Origin of the sequence: Thermaerobacillus caldiproteolyticus, assembly GCF_013761245.1 — a bacterium.
Taxonomy (GTDB): Bacteria; Bacillota; Bacilli; order Bacillales; family Anoxybacillaceae; genus Thermaerobacillus; species Thermaerobacillus caldiproteolyticus.
In genome coordinates this window covers 64,323-80,020 of sequence record NZ_JACDUT010000003.1, presented here as the reverse complement: position 1 = coordinate 80,020, position 15,698 = coordinate 64,323, and the positions used below count along the sequence as shown (strand labels likewise).

Genomic DNA, 15,698 nt, shown 5'->3' with positions numbered 1-15,698 from the left:
AACCGTACTATTTTTCATAGTCAATAGCAATTACCAAATGCATAACCAATGCTTCCCTGCTTTACACAGAAATGATGTCATCCTATGCATGCTGCCATATATTTTTTATTAGCAAATGTAAAAATTATTGTAATATGGTCTCAATTGAAAAAATTTACCTAACTAAATTTATTTACAAACATATTTATTTTGTATATATTAAAATTAAGTTTTTGGAATGTAAGCGCTTTACAAATATATCAAAATGATTTATTTATTTTCTAAAATTAAAATAGTCTTGATGGGAGGAAACCATATGCCAAACTCTACTCCTGGCAAAGAACTACATCGAGGATTAGAAGAAAGACATATTACTCTTATGTCCCTCGGTGCAGCGATTGGAGTTGGATTATTTCTTGGCTCTGCGTCTGCTATTAAACTAGCAGGGCCAGCGATTTTAATAGCATATGCAGTTGGCGGTCTTATCATGTTCTTTATTATGCGTGCTTTAGGTGAAATGGCAATCGAAAATCCCGTTGCTGGCTCATTTAGCCGCTATGCGCGGGATTATTTAGGCCCTCTTGCTGGTTATTTAACTGGTTGGAATTATTGGTTTTTATGGGTTGTTACTTGTATGGCGGAAATTACAGCGGTTGGGGTTTACATGCAATATTGGTTCCCGGATACTCCGCAATGGATTTGGGCATTAGCAGCTCTCGTCATCATGACAACGGTGAATTTTCTTGCTGTAAAAGCATATGGAGAGTTAGAATTCTGGTTCGCACTTATTAAAATTGTCACGATTGTGTTTATGATTTTGGTTGGTCTTGGTATGATCATCTTTGGTTTTGGCAACGGAGGTGTAGCGACCGGAATCAGCAATCTTTGGAAACATGGCGGCTTTTTCGCACATGGAATCACCGGTGTGTTAATGTCTCTACAAATGGTGATGTTTGCTTATTTAGGGATTGAAATGATTGGTGTTACAGCTGGAGAGGTAAAAAACCCGAAAAAATCGTTGACTCGTGCCATTGACTCAGTATTTTGGCGCATTTTGATTTTCTATGTCGGTGCCTTGTTCGTTATTATGTCTATTTATCCTTGGAATGAAATTGGACAAAAGGGAAGCCCGTTTGTATTAACATTTGAAAAAATCGGCATACCATCCGCTGCGGGAATTATTAACTTCGTTGTCTTAACCGCCGCTTTGTCTTCCTGCAATAGCGGAATTTTCAGTACGGGTCGCATGTTATTTAACTTGGCCCAGCAAGGTGAAGCGCCACAACGATGCTCCCAATTAACCAAAGGCGGCATACCTGGTATAGCTGTATTAATTTCCGCAGCAGCATTATTAATCGGCGTTTGCTTAAACTACATTGTTCCTGACGAAGTATTCGCATGGGTGACTAGCATTGCTACATTTGGAGCAGTATGGACGTGGGCGATCATTTTGTTGTCACAACTTCGCTTCCGTAAGCGCTTAAGTGCTGAAAAACAAAAACAACTAACATATAAAATGCCGCTCTTCCCTTACAGCTCCTATATAGCACTTGCGTTTTTAATCGGCGTCATCGGCCTCATGGCATACTTTCCTGATACAAGAATCGCACTCATTGTCGGACCAGCTTGGTATGCCATTTTAATCGCCTTCTACTATGGCAAAGGATTGCATAAAAAAAATAAAACTAGCGCTTCCGAACAAAAACAAGTGAGCTAACGAAACAAACCATCCCCCTTTCACTACACGTCAAAGGGGGATGTTATTTTACTAGTGAATGTTTAAAGGCATAAATGACCGCTTGCGTCCGATCTTGTACTCCAAGTTTGCTTAATATATTGCTCACATGGACTTTGACTGTTTTTAACGCTATAAATAGTTCATCAGCAATCTCTTGGTTCGTTTTTCCTTGTGCCATTAAAAGCAAAATCTCCATTTCCCGGTTCGTTAACTCTTCATGGGGAAGGCGCGTCTGTTTTTGGCGCATTTTTACCATCATTTTGTTCGTGACTTCTGGCTCTAATACAGATTGTCCATAAAAGGTGGCGCGAATAGCGTCAGCGATTTCGTGCGCTTTCGATGTTTTTAACATATAACTTGTCGCACCCGCTTCGAGTGCTGGATACACTTTTTCATCGTCAAGAAAGCTTGTGACAATGATAATTTTTGCTTCGGGCCATTGTGCGATAATCTGCTTTGTAGCCTCAATCCCATCCATCTCCGGCATCACTAAATCCATTAAAATAATATCAGGGCGCAACTGTAAAGCTAGTTCCACCGCTTTTTTTCCGTTATCCGCTTCTCCAACGACTTCAATGTCTTGTTGCGAAGATAAAAATGCTGAAACACCGATTCGCACCATTTCATGATCATCCGCAAATAATACTCGAATCATTCTATGTCACCCCCTACTACTGGCACTCTCACTTCTAATCGCGTTCCTTGATTCGGCACGCTCACAATTTGTAACGTGCCGCCGATTTCCACGGCCCGTTCATGCATGTTTTGTAAGCCGTACGACCCTGTTTTCGTTTCTTCGACGTTAAAACCAATTCCATCATCGGATACGCGCAAAATGACAAGATTGTCCCTCTGAATTAACAGTACTTCCAATGTCGTTGCTTTCGCATGACGAAGTGTATTGGATACCGATTCTTGCAAAATACGAAATAGATGGTCTTCCACTCCTTTATCCAGTGGGATCGGTTCCACTTTCCATTGTATTTTCATTGGAACTTTTTGTTGTAATTCCATTAAAAGCTCTTGAATGCCTTCTTGGAGCGACTTTCCTTTTAATGCAACCGGACGAAGGTGAAGTAAAAGGGCCCGCATTTCGAGTTGTGATTGATGAATCATTTCCTCTACTAATTGGAATTGCTTGGCTTCTCTCTCATTTGAAAACGTCTTTGCCTCATTTATCGCCGAGATGAGCATAGAAGCAGCAAACAATTGCTGGCTAACTGAATCATGAAGCTCTCGCGCTAATCGGTGACGCTCTTGCGAGACAAGCTCTTGAATGCGTTTTTCCTGATCTTCCGCTTTTTCATTGGCAAGTCGTTGAGACAATTTGACCTGTTCCGCCATATGCTTTTGAATCTTTTCAATGCGCATCATCATTGCCTCTAACTCTTTTAACCGTAGCGTCTCCTTCCTTTCAATTGGCTGTCCTTGTTCAAGCTGACGCAATGCATCGGTTAACGCCCGCCATTGTTTTTGCCAAAAAAGACCGGAAACGATACCAAACGTCGCTCCAATGATGAGACTCATCCCAAACAAAAAAACGATAAACGGGACATCCATCATTTCTCGTTCCCATAATAAAGACCAGTGCGGCAATGGATATGTCATAAAAACAGCCGCTATCGCGACAATACACAAAAGAAGCGAAAAGCCCATTCCTATCAAAATCTGTCTCTTCAACATATTCATATACGTTTCACCTCTAAAGCTCCCGCGATCATCGAGGTGAGGATTTTGACTTTTCGCTCTGCCTTATCATACCCCGCTGTTTGGAAATGCAGTGTCTCGTTGAATAACTTTGTCTCACTGCGTTGAAACACAGAAAGTGAACCAATGATAACAGAATGATGAATACTAACTTCTACTTCATAAGGTACGAGAATTTGGATATTTCCAATTAAATGCCGAATGACAACAACAGCTTCTCCTTTAGGGAGAACAGTATAACTTAAATCAATGATCGTATCACCAATCCCCACTTGAATGTCGATATCATTCCATTCATATACATGTTCTGGCGTTTTTTGACTACCAAAAAAAGTATTTTGCAACAACGGTGTTCGCTGGAAAAGAGCTTCTTCTGTTTGGCTGCTTTGTTCTTGAATAATCGGTTGAATCCGTATAGGAGTTCGCTTTGATTGGGCAAACTGAATAACTATATATACAAAAAACAGAAACAAAAACAATCGAAACGTTACCATATGAAATAAGCAAATCACAAAACTAATGAGTCCAAACCAAAAAAGGGCGGTTCCCGACATCTTTGGCATCCGTTTTCGCCCTATATACATACATCCAACCGTTATCATCAGGAAGAAAATAGCTCCTCCATGAAACAATAGCAATTCGGCTAGAAAGAGTGTAATGGCGATGAGGATCGCCCAGCTAACCCAATCTGTTCTTTGATTACGAAGCATAACATTTCCTCCCTCCTCCGATTGGATGATTTTTTCCTCTAGAAGAAAAAAGGCGCAAAGATCTACGCCCTTTTAGAATACCACGTTTTCATTATAAATTTGAATCGGTTCCTTGTTTTTTCAATTCTCTCTCTAATTGAGCAATGCGTGCATCAATGGTGCTTGAATAATAATCAGCTTTCACTTTCTGCTCGAGACGTTCAAGATATTGTTCAATTTCAATGAATCGAGAATACGGTTTTCCGTAGTGCTCTGCTTCTAATACTCGGTTCATTCGATGATGAGCACGTGCGGCATTCTCCCGTCCCATAAGCTCCATTCGTCTAATTTGCATATCCTTTAACTTATGTTTCATTTCTTCATATTTTCGCTCTAATTCTTCAAGCTGATGAATCGTCTGCTGAAGCGACTCCTTTAGGTGCAATGCGCGTTCTTCATATTTAGCTTGCTCATGAGCGACAAATTGATACAATTCACTTTCTCCTGCCTGTGAAGCAATTTGCGCTTGATTTTTTCGCTTTTCTGCGAGCTCTTTTGCATGATGATACTCACGCGTCAATTCTTCTTTTAATAAGTAATGGCGTTCCAGAAGATGACGCGTCTTTTCTACTTCTCGTTCACATTGCCGCAAATATTCATTTAATAACGCAATGGGATTTTGCTGTTCTTTTTTGTCAAGCATCTCATGTAAATCAGCCATAATGACATTTTTAATACGAGTAAATAAATGAGTCATATCCGTTTTCCTCCCTTTTAATAGTTCCGTTTTAACTCTGCCCATTGTTTTTCAAAATTGATAAATGGATCATCCACTGGTTCCATGATTGGTTTATGTTTATTCCACTTTTTGTACACGATATACAACACATAGGCTGCAGCGACACCAATGATAGCCGGTACGTTGGAAGCAGCAGCGGAAAGCGCAATGAGCCCAAGCACCGCCCAAAATACTTTTTTTACGACTGTTTTCGCTTGCACGAATTTTTTAAAGGCATAATACATAATCACGAGGCTAATCGCTAAACCGACGATGGAGCCAAGATTAGCGACAAGCACGATCGCAGCCACTCCGCCTGCAACCAGTAAGGCGCACTTTTTCATCTCTTTTTCCTCCTTTCTTATTTCCAATATTACCAACGAAATGAGCCTTCTATAATGAGCCTGAGCTTTATTTTTCTCTAAGACTTGAGACGTAATAGAAAAAGCAGAGGAGTGTATGTATTGAAAAATAAAATCATAGTAACTATCTAGGGATTATCCTTTTTATTTATTTGCTCAATATTTCACAAATCATTCAATAATACGTTCTTCCACTCTTAAGCAAATATAGTATTCTATATTCAGAAGCTGTTATATAAAATTTCACGGCTCTGTTATAGTCTTATGGGAGGGGATATTATGAAACAAACTGTCGTGAAAGAAATTTCATTAGAACCATGGAGAGGATTTAAAGGAATAAAATGGAAGAAGGGGATTGATGTTCGCGATTTCATTTTAAGCAACGTTACTGTTTACTATGGGGATGAATCTTTTCTCGAAGGGCCTACTGAAGCTACGAAAAAATTATGGGAACAAGTGATGGAGTTATCGAAACAAGAGCGCGAAAAAGGCGGCGTTCTTGATATGGATACCGAAATCGTTTCAACGATTACTTCCCATGATCCTGGTTATTTAAACAAAGACCTAGAAAAAATTGTTGGATTTCAAACGGACAAACCGTTTAAACGCTCACTAATGCCATTTGGCGGTATCCGCATGGCAGAGCAATCATGTGAAGCATACGGCTATAAAGTAAGCGATGAAATTAAAAAGATTTTCACTGAATATCGCAAAACACATAACCAAGGTGTATTTGACGCATATACCGATGAAATGAGAGCGGCACGCAAAGCCGGCATTATTACAGGTCTTCCTGATGCATATGGACGCGGCCGCATTATCGGCGACTATCGCCGCGTTGCTTTATACGGTGTTGACCGATTAATTGAAGAAAAACAAAAAGATTTGAAAAATACAGGCGCACGAACAATGACAGAAGACATCATTCGCCTTCGCGAAGAAATTTCCGAACAAATTCGTGCCTTAAAAGAATTAAAACAAATGGCACTCAGCTACGGTTACGACATTTCTCAACCAGCACGCAATGCACATGAAGCATTTCAATGGCTCTATTTTGCTTACTTAGCAGCGATTAAAGAACAAAACGGCGCTGCAATGAGTTTAGGACGCGTTTCCACTTTCTTAGATATTTATATCGAACGCGACTTACAAGAAGGCCTGCTTACAGAAAAAGAAGCCCAAGAACTCGTTGACCATTTCGTTATGAAATTGCGTCTTGTTAAATTTGCAAGAACACCTGATTATAATGAATTGTTTAGCGGCGACCCAACGTGGGTAACAGAGTCCATTGGCGGTATAGCGATTGATGGTCGTCCGTTAGTCACGAAAAACTCATTCCGCTTCCTTCATACATTAGATAACTTAGGCCCTGCGCCAGAACCAAACTTAACGGTGCTTTGGTCAAAACAATTGCCAGAAAAATTCAAAGAATATTGCGCAAAAATGTCAATTAAAACAAGCTCGATTCAATACGAAAATGACGACTTAATGCGCCCTGAATTTGGCGATGATTACGGAATTGCTTGCTGCGTATCGGCGATGAGAATCGGTAAACAAATGCAATTTTTCGGTGCGCGTGCAAACCTTGCGAAAGCGTTATTATACGCGATTAACGGCGGTGTCGATGAAAAATTAAAAATCCAAATCGGGCCAGAATTTGCGCCAATTACATCTGAATATTTAGATTATGATGAAGTTATGCGCAAGTTTGACCATGTTTTAGAATGGCTCGCTGAGCTTTATATTAATACGTTAAATATTATTCATTATATGCATGACAAATATTGCTACGAACGCATTGAAATGGCGCTCCATGATACGAATATTTTACGAACAATGGCAACAGGTATCGCTGGTTTATCCGTTGTTGCGGACTCGTTAAGCGCCATTAAATACGCAAAAGTAAAAACGATTCGCGATGAGAATGGTCTTGCTGTCGACTTTGAAATTGAAGGCGACTTCCCGAAATACGGAAATAACGATGATCGTGTCGATCAAATCGCAGTCGATTTAGTTGAGCGTTTTATGACGAAATTGAAAAAACATAAAACATATCGCGATTCGAAACATACAACGTCTATTTTAACGATCACCTCAAACGTAGTATATGGTAAGAAAACGGGGAATACCCCTGATGGCCGCCGCGCTGGTGAGCCATTTGCTCCAGGAGCGAACCCGTTACATGGCCGCGACACAAAAGGGGCGTTAGCTTCCTTAAGCTCTGTTGCTAAATTGCCATACGAATATGCGTTAGACGGAATTTCGAATACGTTCTCGATCGTACCAAAAGCGTTAGGAAAAGATGAACAAACTCGAGTTCGTAACCTTGTTGCGATTTTAGACGGTTATGCAGAAAAAGGTGGTCACCATCTCAACATTAACGTCTTTAACCGCGAGACATTATTAGATGCAATGGAACATCCGGAAAAATATCCGCAATTGACGATTCGTGTTTCCGGATATGCAGTTAACTTCATTAAATTAACACGTGAACAACAAATTGATGTCATTAACCGTACATTCCACGAAAGTATGTAAGAAAAAAATCCCCCCTCACGGCGTACTCTCTTCGTGAGGGGGGAGCTTCTATAAGGAAGGGGAGCATCATCCGATGAAAGGGTTTATTCACTCGATTGAATCATGTGGTACCGTAGACGGTCCTGGTCTTCGCTACGTCGTGTTTACACAAGGGTGTGTGTTACGTTGCCAATATTGTCATAATGCCGATACGTGGGAAATTGGCAAAGGAAAAGAAATGACGGTAGAGGAAATTATCACAGATTTAAAAACATATCTCCCGTTTATCGAAGCTTCAGGCGGTGGGATTACTGTCAGCGGTGGCGAACCGCTCTTACAAATGGATTTTTTAATTGAGCTATTTAAAGAGTGCAAAAAAATCGGTATTCATACAACCATTGACTCATCTGGAGGCTGTTACACAACAGAAAATGCATTTCAACAGAAACTGAACGAATTGCTTTTGTATACCGACTTAATTTTACTCGATTTAAAACATATTGATGAAAAAAAACACCGCAAATTAACCGGGAAAACGAATCAACATATTTTGCAATTCGCGCAATTGTTATCCGAGAAAAACGTTCCTATCTGGATTCGTCACGTTCTTGTTCCAACGGTTACAGATGATCCAGAGGACTTACACCGTCTCGCCGCATTTATTCGCACACTCAACAACGTAGAGAAAATCGAAATCCTTCCTTATCATAAATTGGGGGTATACAAATGGAAGACCCTTGGACTTGCTTACCCTCTTGAGGGTATTGAACCTCCTTCGGAAGAAAGCATTCAAATGGCACAACAAATCTTACATGGAAATGAACCTTCCGTGCCTCTTACGTAACGTAAGAGGTCTTTTCATTGTAATTCTACTTCATGCATCAGCCGATTGGCGGGAAAGTTGACAAAAAAAAGAAAAAATCCCTGCTTAGCCGCCATAGACATATTCACCTGCAGAAGTGTTTGTGAATCAAAGTATCCATGAGTAATTTTCTACTCCCAATCTATTGATGAAATAATAGGACTCGCAGTTATTTGCACAGAAAACTCACATGGCGGTCGTTCCTCTCGCCACCATCTAATGAAAAATGCGATATTGTAATTACAATAATTTAGCTTCTATTTTTCATAAAAAAAGCTTATGAATAAGGGACCCGCTCCCTTGATTCATAAGCCTTTCTCAGAGGAGAAGCTGAGGGATCTATTACACTCCTTTAAACGCTTGGCGATAAATTTCTACTAAATCGCTGACAAGCGGGAGCTTCGGATTAGCGGTTGTACATTGATCTTCAAAGGCAAGCTCTGCTAATTTTTCGACTTTGCTTTCAAATTCTTGTTTGCTGACACCACATGCTTCAATGCTCATTGGAATCTCTAGTTCTCTTGCTAGCTTAATAATCGCTTGAACGAGGCTTTCTACCCCTTCTTCGGTTGTCCGAGCTGGCAAGCCTAACATTCTTGCAATTTCTGCATAACGTTGATCTGCAACGAAATATTCGTATTTAGGGAATGCTACGAATTTTTTCGGTTTTGTTGCATTATAGCGAATGACGTGCGGCATTAAAATGGTGTTAGCCCGTCCGTGAGCGATATGGAATTCCGCACCAAGTTTATGAGCTAAACTATGATTAATGCCTAAGAACGCATTCGCGAATGCCATACCCGCAATCGTTGATGCATTATGCATTTTTTCACGGGCAACTTCGTCATTTCCGTTTTTATAAGCTCTTGGTAAATATTCAAAAACAAGTTGGATCGCCTTCATTGCAAGACCGTCTGTATAGTCGTTTGCCATATTAGATACATATGCTTCGATCGCATGAGTTAGTACGTCCATCCCTGTATCGGCTGTTACATGTTTTGGCAATGTCATGACAAATTGCGGGTCGACAATCGCCACATCTGGTGTTAATTCATAGTCTGCCAATGGATATTTAATGTTATTTTCTTTATCGGTAATAACCGAAAATGATGTAACTTCTGAACCCGTTCCTGATGTTGTTGGAATTGCCACAAATTGCGCTTTTTGGCCTAGCTTTGGATATTTAAAAACACGTTTCCGAATATCTAAGAATTTTTGTTTCAATCCATTGAAGTCTGTTTCTGGATGTTCATAGAACAGCCACATCGCTTTCGCTGCGTCCATCGCTGAACCGCCGCCGAGCGCAATAATCACATCTGGCTCGAAGCTTCTCATCATATCGGCACCTTTCATCACCGTCGTGATGGATGGGTCGGGCTCTACTTCCGAGAAAATTTCGCAATGAACGTAATCTGGGCGTTTTCGTAAATAATATAACACTTTATCTACGTATCCCAGTTTCACCATACCTGGGTCTGTAACAATAAACGCTTTTGAGATATTCGGCATTTTCGCCAAATATTGCGTAGCATTTTTCTCAAAATAAATTTTTGGTGGTACTTTAAACCATTGCATATTGACAGTCCTTTTCGCCATTTTCTTAATATTAATGAGGTGAATCGTTCCTACGTTCGTTGATACAGAGTTTCCGCCAAATGTACCACAGCCGAGTGTTAGCGATGGAATATATGCATTATAAATATCACCAATCGCTCCTTGTGAAGATGGAGCATTGACAATAATTCGGCCTGCTTTCATTCTCTTGCCAAATTCTGTGATTACATCTTCATTATCAGAATGAATCACAGCTGAGTGACCTAATCCCCCAAACTCTAGCATTTCTTCACAACGCTTAAAACCTTCTTCTGTGCTATTTACTTTATAACAAGCTAACACAGGGCTTAGCTTCTCGCGAGAAAGTGGATACTGCGGACCGACTCCTTTTAATTCGGCAACAAGAATTTTCGTGTCTTTCGGTACGTCGACACCAGCCATTTTTGCAATTTCATATGCCGGTTTCCCAACGATATCAGGATTGACAGCACACGTATTTTCATTGATCACGAGTTTTTCTACTTTTTTCTTTTCTTCTTCATTTAAGAAATAACAATGGTTTTCGATCATTTCTTTTTTGACTTTGTCGTAAATCACTTTATCAATGATTACAGCTTGCTCAGAAGCACAAATCATGCCATTATCAAATGTTTTTGATAAAATTAAATCGTTGACCGCTCGTTTCACATTCGCCGTTTTTTCAATATAACAAGGGACGTTACCAGGACCAACACCTAAAGCTGGTTTTCCTGAGCTATAAGCAGCCCTCACCATACCTGCACCACCAGTTGCTAAAATGAGAGAAACACCTGGATGATGCATGAGTTGTTGTGTTGCTTCTAATGAAGGTGTTTCGATCCATTGGATACAGTGTTCTGGAGCGCCTGCCTTAATCGCTGCTTCACGTAAAACCCTTGCTGCTTCACTACTGCATTTTTGCGCAGATGGATGGAAAGCAAAAATGATTGGGTTACGTGTTTTAATCGAAATAAGTGCTTTAAACATCGTCGTTGATGTCGGGTTTGTTACTGGTGTTACCCCTGCAATTACACCAACCGGTTCTGCAATTTCCACAATTCCTTCATGCGGATTTTCACGAATAATACCGACCGTTTTATCGTACTTAATATTGTGGTATATATATTCGGTTGCGAAAATATTTTTAATGATTTTATCTTCATATACACCACGTTTTGTTTCTTCGACTGCAAGTTTTGCTAATGACATATGCTGATCGAGTCCAGCCAACGCCATTTCTTTAACGATTTTATCAATCGTTTCTTGGTCGTAATCTCTAAATCTTTCTAGTGCCTTTTGAGCATTCGCGACAAGCTGGTCGATCATTTTGGTCACTTCACTTTTTTTGTCTAACACTTTTTCTTCAACAGCCATGTTGACGACCTCCTATTAATTTGTGAAGAATTTCACAAACAAAAAGAAAAATTTTAGATGAGAATCATCTCATCCAGCACACTTTCATTATAAACGGTCGACTGGGATTTCGGTTTGTCAAATTTGTGAAATATTGAACAATCTTTTTTTGTAAAAAACGAGCTATCGTCCAAGATAGCTCGTTACTGCTACTCGCAAACAGGATTGCGAGGAATTTTAGTAAATGAAATATCATGATACATTCGTGTATTTCTTTTAATAATAACGACGTAATTAACTGTCCATATATAAGAAGGGATGTCATTCCCCTCTTCAAACATCATCGCTTCAAACGAGTCGCCAATCGTTTCTTCAAAGCTCTCCAGTGTATAAGTTGCTACATCAGTTGAAAAATCTCTCCACTCGCAAACAATCATGTTCTCACTCCTAATGTTACCATGTTTGCTCTTATTGTAATACGTTTTTTCAAACAGTTGTTTGTTATATATTGAACAAATTGTGAATCCTACTGTTATTGTACAATATAAAGAAAAATCATTTCTTCGTTATATAAGCTTGCCTTGGGTGATTTGGCTGATTAGGATATTTTAATTGTATTTTCCCTTCGTCTAACAACTTCGCTAAATAGTTGTTTCGCAAACCATCAGGCGTTCTTGCTAACAATGTGGCTAATTCTTTTAACATTAACGGTTTTTTGGCACAAAGCTGTAAAATGATTTGTTCCATTACACTTGGATGAAGACGTTTTTTCTTTCGTGCTAACTCCGCTATATTCCATAATTCTTCATGAATCTGTCCAGACTCAACGAACGAAGCCATCTCAGAAGATCGATCGTTTTTGTTATTTACGGAGTTAGACGGATTATTTATGAAGTTAGAATCTTTATTTACGGAGTCCATCATATCACTTATGAAATCTGGATCTTTATTTACGGACTTAACGTCATTATTCACGGAGTCGACACCTTTGTTTACGGAGTTTTTATGGTTATTAACGGAGTGTCGATTTTTGTTTACGGAGTATAAATCCTTATTTACGGAGTTTACTACTTGCTCAAACATCGGTTCATTCATATCGTCATTTTCATGCTGTTGCATATCATCAACATGAACTGTTTCATATGATGCAGCCGTTTCATCTGGAAAAAGATACTTCGATGATTGGATCGTTAATGTTAAAATCGTGCGCTCTGGATTTGTATGTTGCAAAAACTCCGGCTGCTTCCATTGATGTTGTTTCCACGTAATTTCAATATGCTTTAACCCCGAACCAGCCCGTTTACAAAGTCCAATTAAAATAAACATTTTAAATAGATTCGGATTGCGGAGATTGCTCATTCCACCCGAAAAAGCGTGATCAATTGGAATCCGAAATAATCCTGGGTTTGAAAATCGAAAGACATCCTGCTCTTTTTCAATGACAATGCCACCTTCGCCCGAGTAATCAGCGTGAACTAATGCATTGATGAGCGCTTCATGCAAAGCAGGGGACAATGTAGAATCTACGTTGGTGAAGTGTGCCATCACTTTAAAATAAAAATCATACACATTTCCTGACCATGTTCCATCTTGAGACGTAAATCGCTTTGTCCAAACACTGGTTACTATATCGCTCGAACTTTCCCGATACTCCAAAAAATATTGCGGTAAAACTTCTGTAATAATCCGCTCTTCGCTAAACATTAATAAACCTGCCAATGTGACTCCTTCTTTACTGCTGTTCCGCAGTTTTCCCCATGCGCCAATTTTGTATAAAAATTCTTTTGTCTCGAGTCCATTCCATGGATGATTTGGCTTTACAGCTGCAAATTTTTCACGGTAACTTTTTACAGATTCAAAATTTAATTCATTTAATCCGTAATGTTCCAGAATGAGACTATCGTGCAGTACGGATGAATGGTCATCTGAATGTATTGTATATTTATTCACTTCCAATCTCCCTCTTAAATTATTTTATAAAAATATTTCTGTTTACACCGCTTTCCTATAATTCTTATTTTATCATCTTTCCTCTTTAGTGAGTGTGATTACCAAAAAAAGAAAAAGACAGATTCTATTGTACACCTATCATTTTACATATTCATTTATTTCCAAAAGATTTTAAATGGTGTTTTTCGCTTCTTCCCATCTCGAGTAAAGAAGGACTAAGGCGAACTCAAACCAACGAACAGCCGTTAACAGCCGCACTTCTTACTAGATTTCTTTCTATCGTCACTTCACACATGTTGTTCATCCGATTTCCGCTCTAATCTGTTTAAGACGTTTTTCTGTCACAATTTCTATATTAATATAATTTAAAAGTATGAAGGTCTCCATGTTCCCTCTACTCTCATTGCTGCTCATTCCCTTACCAACCGTTTTAACTGTCTCATTTCTTTCTAATCAGAAAAACAGGGATAATTTTTTTATTTTAAGGAAATTTATGTATATAAGGAAAATCATCATAAGGAGGAATATCCAATGAATTCTCTTCCTACATCGCTTGAACCGTATTGGCGGACGTCCGTTTCTATTCCGTCGTTTTCAAAGCTAACAGATGATATTAACGTCGATGTTGCCATTATCGGCGGAGGTATTTCCGGAATTACGACTGCTTATTTGCTTGTGAACGAGGGCTTAAAAGTCGCGCTTATCGAAGCTGATCGTCTTGTAAATGGAACAACCGGACATACAACCGCGAAAATTACAGCGCAGCACGACCTCATCTATGACGAATTGATTAATCATCTCGGTGTAGAAAAAGCAAAACTGTACTACGAAGCTTGCATGGACGCTCTACAGTTTATCAAAAGTACTGTGAAAGAAAAGGGTATAGATTGCGACTTTGTGGAACAAGAGGCATACATATACACAAATTCTTCGTCATCGCTCAATAAGCTTATCAATGAATGGAAAGCATACGAAAAACTTGGCATTGACGGAGCATTTATCGAAACGATTCCGCTTTCCATTCCGGTCAAAGCCGCTGTCATGATGAAAAACCAAGCTCAATTTCATCCGCTAAAATACTTACTAAAACTCGTTGATGTCATTGTCCAAAACGGTGGAAAGATTTACGAGCAGACTCCCGCTGCAGATATAGAACAAGGAGAAACATTAACCGTTGTCACTCGAGATAAAAAGCGGATCACGTGCGAACATGTGGTCATTTGCTCTCATTTTCCGTTTTACGATGGCGGTTTTTATTTTTCAAGAATGTATGCAGAACGGTCGTATGTGCTAGCCGTACAGATTGCTGAAGAGTATCCTGGTGGCATGTATTTAAGCGCCGATAACCCGAAACGCTCGATTCGTTATGCCACAATGGGCGACGAAAAACTGATCTTGATCGGGGGAGAAAATCATAAAACGGGACAAGGTGTTCCCACAATTCAACATTATGAGGCGCTTCAATCGTTTGCCTCGCAGTTGTTTACAGTGTCAGCCTTTCCTTACCGCTGGTCGGCGCAAGATTTAACGACATTAGACAAAGTTCCATATATCGGAAACATGACAGCGAATACGCCAAATATTTATGTCGCGACAGGGTACCGCAAATGGGGAATGACAAACGGAACCGTCGCTGGATTGTTGCTGAAAGATTTAATTATGGGACGGGACAACCGCTATCGCGACCTATACACACCATCAAGATTTTATGCTGATCCTAGCATAAAACACTTTATCACACAAAACCTTGATGTCGCCAAACACCTTGTTGAAGGAAAAGTCGAAGTCGCAATTCGAACACCAGAGGACTTGGCGAACGGGGAAGGGGCCGTTGTTGTCGTCAACGGCAGACGAGCAGGAGCCTATAAAGACGAGAACGGGACATTGTCCATTGTTGACACGACATGTACCCATATGGGGTGCGAACTAGAGTGGAATAGCGGCGACCGCACATGGGACTGTCCTTGTCACGGGTCTCGTTTCTCCGTCCACGGTGACGTCATCGAAGGACCGGCCCAACAGCCACTAATAAAAATCAATGATGACAAACCTTGACAAAGAGCTGCCAATGAGGCGGCTCTTTCCTTATTTCCTTCCGAAAAACTGATTAACATACTTTTTACCGGAACTTCCGGTACATATTTGTTCTATTTTCCCTATCAAATCGCGTTAATATGTCTGTGAAAGGGCT

General features: G+C 39.9%; 12 protein-coding genes. 4 read left to right on the top strand and 8 right to left on the bottom strand.

The features are described 5' to 3' along the window. The first annotated feature begins 295 nt into the window (after positions 1-295). The gene (gene alaP, locus HNR31_RS05735) at positions 296-1,696 is read left to right on the top strand and encodes an alanine permease AlaP (RefSeq protein ID WP_181555313.1); all 1,401 of its coding nucleotides are present in this window, start codon (positions 296-298) and stop codon (positions 1,694-1,696) included. A 43-nt stretch (positions 1,697-1,739) separates the two neighbouring features. On the opposite strand, the gene HNR31_RS05730 is transcribed toward alaP, so the two are convergent. The 5 genes from HNR31_RS05730 to HNR31_RS05710 all read right to left on the bottom strand — a co-directional run bounded on the left by HNR31_RS05730 (position 1,740) and on the right by HNR31_RS05710 (position 5,235). Then, positions 1,740-2,372, bottom strand: coding sequence for a response regulator transcription factor (locus HNR31_RS05730; protein ID WP_181555312.1), 633 nt, complete (start codon positions 2,370-2,372; stop codon positions 1,740-1,742). Next, positions 2,369-3,406 carry a sensor histidine kinase gene (locus HNR31_RS05725; protein ID WP_181555311.1) on the bottom strand — a complete coding sequence of 346 codons (1,038 nt, stop codon included), beginning with the start codon at positions 3,404-3,406 and terminating at the stop codon, positions 2,369-2,371. The genes HNR31_RS05730 and HNR31_RS05725 overlap by 4 nt, the downstream gene beginning before the upstream one ends. Beyond that, the gene (gene liaF, locus HNR31_RS05720) at positions 3,403-4,134 is read right to left on the bottom strand and encodes a cell wall-active antibiotics response protein LiaF (protein WP_181555310.1); all 732 of its coding nucleotides are present in this window, start codon (positions 4,132-4,134) and stop codon (positions 3,403-3,405) included. The genes HNR31_RS05725 and liaF overlap by 4 nt, the downstream gene beginning before the upstream one ends. 91 nt (positions 4,135-4,225) lie before the next feature. Further along, positions 4,226-4,870, bottom strand: a complete 645-nt coding sequence (locus tag HNR31_RS05715) for a PspA/IM30 family protein (RefSeq protein ID WP_181555309.1) — start codon at positions 4,868-4,870, stop codon at positions 4,226-4,228. Between the two features lie 17 nt (positions 4,871-4,887). Further along, the gene (locus tag HNR31_RS05710) at positions 4,888-5,235 is read right to left on the bottom strand and encodes a lmo0954 family membrane protein (RefSeq protein WP_181555308.1); all 348 of its coding nucleotides are present in this window, start codon (positions 5,233-5,235) and stop codon (positions 4,888-4,890) included. A 297-nt stretch (positions 5,236-5,532) separates the two neighbouring features. On the opposite strand from HNR31_RS05710, the gene pflB reads away from it, so the two are divergent. Both pflB and pflA read left to right on the top strand, forming a co-directional pair. Then, the gene (gene pflB, locus HNR31_RS05705) at positions 5,533-7,791 is read left to right on the top strand and encodes a formate C-acetyltransferase (protein WP_181555307.1); all 2,259 of its coding nucleotides are present in this window, start codon (positions 5,533-5,535) and stop codon (positions 7,789-7,791) included. Positions 7,792-7,864: 73 nt separating this feature from the next. After that, positions 7,865-8,614, top strand: coding sequence for a pyruvate formate-lyase-activating protein (gene pflA / locus HNR31_RS05700; RefSeq protein WP_181555306.1), 750 nt, complete (start codon positions 7,865-7,867; stop codon positions 8,612-8,614). A gap of 360 nt (positions 8,615-8,974) precedes the next feature. Here the strand turns inward: pflA and adhE are convergent, their stop codons facing one another. The 3 genes from adhE to HNR31_RS05685 form a co-directional block, all read right to left on the bottom strand. Continuing rightward, entirely contained in the window at positions 8,975-11,578 is a 2,604-nt protein-coding gene (gene adhE / locus HNR31_RS05695) for a bifunctional acetaldehyde-CoA/alcohol dehydrogenase (RefSeq protein ID WP_181555305.1), read from the bottom strand. 188 nt (positions 11,579-11,766) lie between these two features. Beyond that, a complete protein-coding gene (locus HNR31_RS05690) occupies positions 11,767-11,994 on the bottom strand; it encodes a hypothetical protein (RefSeq protein ID WP_181555304.1) in 228 nt (75 codons plus the stop codon). A gap of 118 nt (positions 11,995-12,112) precedes the next feature. Then, positions 12,113-13,507 carry an ATP-binding protein gene (locus HNR31_RS05685; RefSeq protein WP_181555303.1) on the bottom strand — a complete coding sequence of 465 codons (1,395 nt, stop codon included), beginning with the start codon at positions 13,505-13,507 and terminating at the stop codon, positions 12,113-12,115. 531 nt (positions 13,508-14,038) lie between these two features. Between HNR31_RS05685 and HNR31_RS05680 the strand changes: the two genes are divergently transcribed. After that, complete coding sequence (locus HNR31_RS05680; protein ID WP_181555302.1) at positions 14,039-15,562, top strand: FAD-dependent oxidoreductase; 1,524 nt, start codon at positions 14,039-14,041, stop codon at positions 15,560-15,562. The last annotated feature ends 136 nt before the right edge of the window (positions 15,563-15,698 follow it).

Coding starts and splice junctions, on each gene's coding strand:
- alaP (WP_181555313.1), top strand. CDS start 296: ATGCCAAACTCTACTCCTGGCAAAGAACTACATCGAGGATTAGAAGAA.
- HNR31_RS05730 (WP_181555312.1), bottom strand. CDS start 2,372: ATGATTCGAGTATTATTTGCGGATGATCATGAAATGGTGCGAATCGGT.
- HNR31_RS05725 (WP_181555311.1), bottom strand. CDS start 3,406: ATGAATATGTTGAAGAGACAGATTTTGATAGGAATGGGCTTTTCGCTT.
- liaF (WP_181555310.1), bottom strand. CDS start 4,134: ATGCTTCGTAATCAAAGAACAGATTGGGTTAGCTGGGCGATCCTCATC.
- HNR31_RS05715 (WP_181555309.1), bottom strand. CDS start 4,870: ATGACTCATTTATTTACTCGTATTAAAAATGTCATTATGGCTGATTTA.
- HNR31_RS05710 (WP_181555308.1), bottom strand. CDS start 5,235: ATGAAAAAGTGCGCCTTACTGGTTGCAGGCGGAGTGGCTGCGATCGTG.
- pflB (WP_181555307.1), top strand. CDS start 5,533: ATGAAACAAACTGTCGTGAAAGAAATTTCATTAGAACCATGGAGAGGA.
- pflA (WP_181555306.1), top strand. CDS start 7,865: ATGAAAGGGTTTATTCACTCGATTGAATCATGTGGTACCGTAGACGGT.
- adhE (WP_181555305.1), bottom strand. CDS start 11,578: ATGGCTGTTGAAGAAAAAGTGTTAGACAAAAAAAGTGAAGTGACCAAA.
- HNR31_RS05690 (WP_181555304.1), bottom strand. CDS start 11,994: ATGATTGTTTGCGAGTGGAGAGATTTTTCAACTGATGTAGCAACTTAT.
- HNR31_RS05680 (WP_181555302.1), top strand. CDS start 14,039: ATGAATTCTCTTCCTACATCGCTTGAACCGTATTGGCGGACGTCCGTT.